The 3,170-nt window shown below is 69.4% G+C and carries 1 protein-coding gene; it reads right to left on the bottom strand.

The genetic code is table 11. The features are described from left to right. Positions 1 to 2,556 (bottom strand): MMPL family transporter (locus ACY45C_RS14490; RefSeq protein ID WP_462188133.1); only part of this gene is annotated, 2,556 nt, incomplete at its 3' end. Positions 2,557 to 3,170: the final 614 nt, after the last annotated feature.

Here is a 3,170-nt window from a genome sequence, read left to right as displayed (position 1 = left end):
CGGAGGCCGGGTCCAGCGGGTGGGTTCCCCCCGCCCCCGCCGATAAGTGATCTTCGTCGTCATGCGGTTGCCGGGGTCGGGGGGTCCCCCGAGCCCGAGGTCCCCCGCGCGCGAGGCCGCTTCGTCGCCGTCCTCCCGCAGGCTGAACCGCGCGTGCAGACGGCGCAACGGCTCGGGAGCCCACCAGTTGTAGTCGCCCGCCAGGGCCATGAACGCCGGGACGAGGATCGCTCGGACGAGGGTCACGTCGAGCACGATCGACACGGTCAGCCCGACACCCACCAGTTTGATCATGCTGATGTCCGATGCGGACAACGCGACCATGACCACGACGAGAGCGAGCGCCACACTCGTAATCAGTGGACCGGTCGCCCCCAGCCCACGGGCGACGGAATCGTGGTTGTCTCCCGTCCGCAGGTACTCCTCCCGGATGCGGGCGAGCAGGAAGATCTCGTAGTCCATGCTGAGCCCGAACGCGATGAAGAACATCAGGACCGGGCTGGTCATCTCCAGCGTGCCCGACACCTGGAAGTCGCCGACCAGACCGGTCAGGTGCCCGTCCTGGAAGACGAACGCCAGCAGCCCGACGGTGGCGGCGAGATTCAGCGTGTTGAGGAACATCGCCTTCAGCGGAAGGAGCACGCTGCCGGTGAACAGGAACAGCAGGATGAAGGTCGCCGTCATCACGACGGCGAAGGCCGGTAGCAGACTCCGCTTGATGGAATGCGAGGTGTCGAGGAAGTGTGGCGCGAGTCCGCCGATGAGAACGCCGAACGGCGCCGGTGTCGCCTGCAGCCTCCGGACCAGGTCCTTCGCCGGCTCGGACAGCGGAGACCTGTCGGTCTGCCACACCGACAGCCAGGCGCCGCGATGCGTTCCGACGTACCTCATCGGAGTCTTCGGCACCGCACCGACCCGCTCGCCCCGCAGGAAGCTGCCGGTGACGGTGTCGATGCGGGCAACACCCGGCAGCGCGGACAGCCGGGTCGCGTAGTCGGTCAGCTTCTCGGCGTTCCCCGGGTCCCGCGCGTCCGCTCCGGGCACCACGATCGGAATCTGGCAGGGCAGGCAGACGACGAAGTCCTCCCGCATCGCGTCATTGACGACGTGAGCCTCCGCGGTCGCCGGCAGGACCGTGTCGTCGGCCAGCGCGAGGTTGAGGTGGCGCAGCGGCGCGGCACACAGCACCAACACGAAGATCGCGGCCCCACCGAAGAACACCGGGTGGCGCATGACCCGCCGCGCCAGCGCCGACCAGCCGCGGCCAGCCGCCGCGGCCCCCACGCGGTGGCCGCCGGACCGCCGGCGACCCGAGCGCCTCGGGCGTGACCCCGAGCGTCTCAGGCGTGACAACGCCAGCCGGACGTTGCCGCGCTCAATGCGGTCACCGAGGACCATCAGCGCCGCGGGCAGCACGAGCAGTGCGGCCACCTCCGAGGCGACGACGACGATGATGCCGGCGAAGGCGAACGAACGCAGGTAATAGATCGGGAAAACCAGCGCGGCCGTCAGGGACAGCGCCACCGTCACCCCGGAGAAGAACACCGTGCGCCCGGCGGTCTCCAGCGTCCGGCGCAGCGCCGCCGCCGGGAGCAGCCCGCGGTCCTGTTCGTCCCGAAAACGTCGCAGGATGAACAGGCTGTAATCGACCGCGAGACCGAATCCGAGGGCGGTCGTCAGGTTCACCGAGAAGACCGACACGTCAGTGAGCGGGGCCGCCAGCCGCAGCAGCGCGAGACTCGACACCACCGACACCACGCCGACCAGGACCGGAAGCAGGGCAGCCGGGACCGTGCCGAAGGCGTAGAGCAGCACGAGGAACACCAGCGGAGCGGAGATCTGCTCACCGTGCGCCAGGTCGACACGGCTGCGCTCGGTCACGTCACGCATGACCGCGGGCGCCCCGCCGAACCGGACCTGGACCCCCGGGCCGTCGTGGGCGTACCGGTCGTGCAGGGCGTTCAGGCGGTGCTGGATGTGGTCCTCGGAACCGGTGAGCCGGAACACGATCAGGGCCGACCGGCCGTCCTTCGCACGCAGCAGCGGGCTCGCCTCGTTGGGCCCGCCCGGCCAGTACGACAGCACCGAGGTCACCCCCGGCTCCGCGGCAATCCGCCCGGTGAGCTCCCGGCCCAGGCGGGCGACGATCGGCCCGTCGATACCCGGGGCCGACGTCAGCATGATGGCGACGTCGGGGGGCGCGTCCGGGAACTCCTCGTCGAGCAGCCGCTCGGCCCGCGTCGACGGATCGCCCGGTGCGTAGAAACCACCGGTGGCAAGCTGGTCGTAGATTCCGGCATTCCACGGCAGCAGCACGACCACCAGCAGGCAGGCAGCGGCGAGTACCCTTCCCCGGTACACGACGGCCGCGTCAGCCACCATTGTGAACAGCGAACGGGGTGGTGCGCCGGTGGAGCCCGTCGGCGCGGGGCCTCGGTCGGCCCAGCCCTCGTCCCGTCCGTGCGACCCCTCGTCCCGTCCGTGCGACAACGCGGCATACGTCACCCGATCGGGGCGGGATTCGCGCTGCTGCGCCGGATCAGCGAACGACGGCATGACGCTCCTTCGAGGATCTCCCGTGCCGATGGATCTCGTGACGGCCGGACGGTGGCCGCCAGCGGCCACGCGTCCGGGCATGGAGCACCGCATGGAGCACTGCGAGGAAGTCCCGAGCTTCTACCTTGAAAGTAGACCTGCCTGAGACCCTGGTCCCGAACTACCCTCGCCCGGAGGCAGAAGTGTAGCGGGAGTCTGGCCACGATCGATATTCGGCCGCCGAAAGCAGGGCCGCCGGAAGAATCTTCGAGGGTAGGCGGCCGCCGCGGCGTAGGAGGAGTGGGCGGGAATGCCGGGAGCAATCCCGAAGGTAGTAGGGCAATGCCTCAGGCCCGGCCTGAGCCTCGGCTCGCCGGCCGGGCGGCCCCGCCGCTCCTGCCCGCACAGCGTGAAAACACCGCTATGGCACCGATGGCAGGCCACATCGACCCGCGGTCGAGATCCTCGTACACCGGCGCCGGGAATATACGGGGTCTTCGAAGTTAACCGGGGTGGGCGTGAAACCCCAGCCAGTTTGGTAACTGTGCGTAATGTTGGCTCGACGTGGCCTGCTGTGACCTGATGTGGCACGCCTCGTGTCGTGACATGAATCGCCCGCAACCCCTGGCGATCTT

The organism is Frankia sp. CcWB2 (assembly GCF_977927585.1).
Note: the sequence above shows the minus strand (reverse complement) of the source record. Positions and strands in the feature narration are given on the sequence as shown.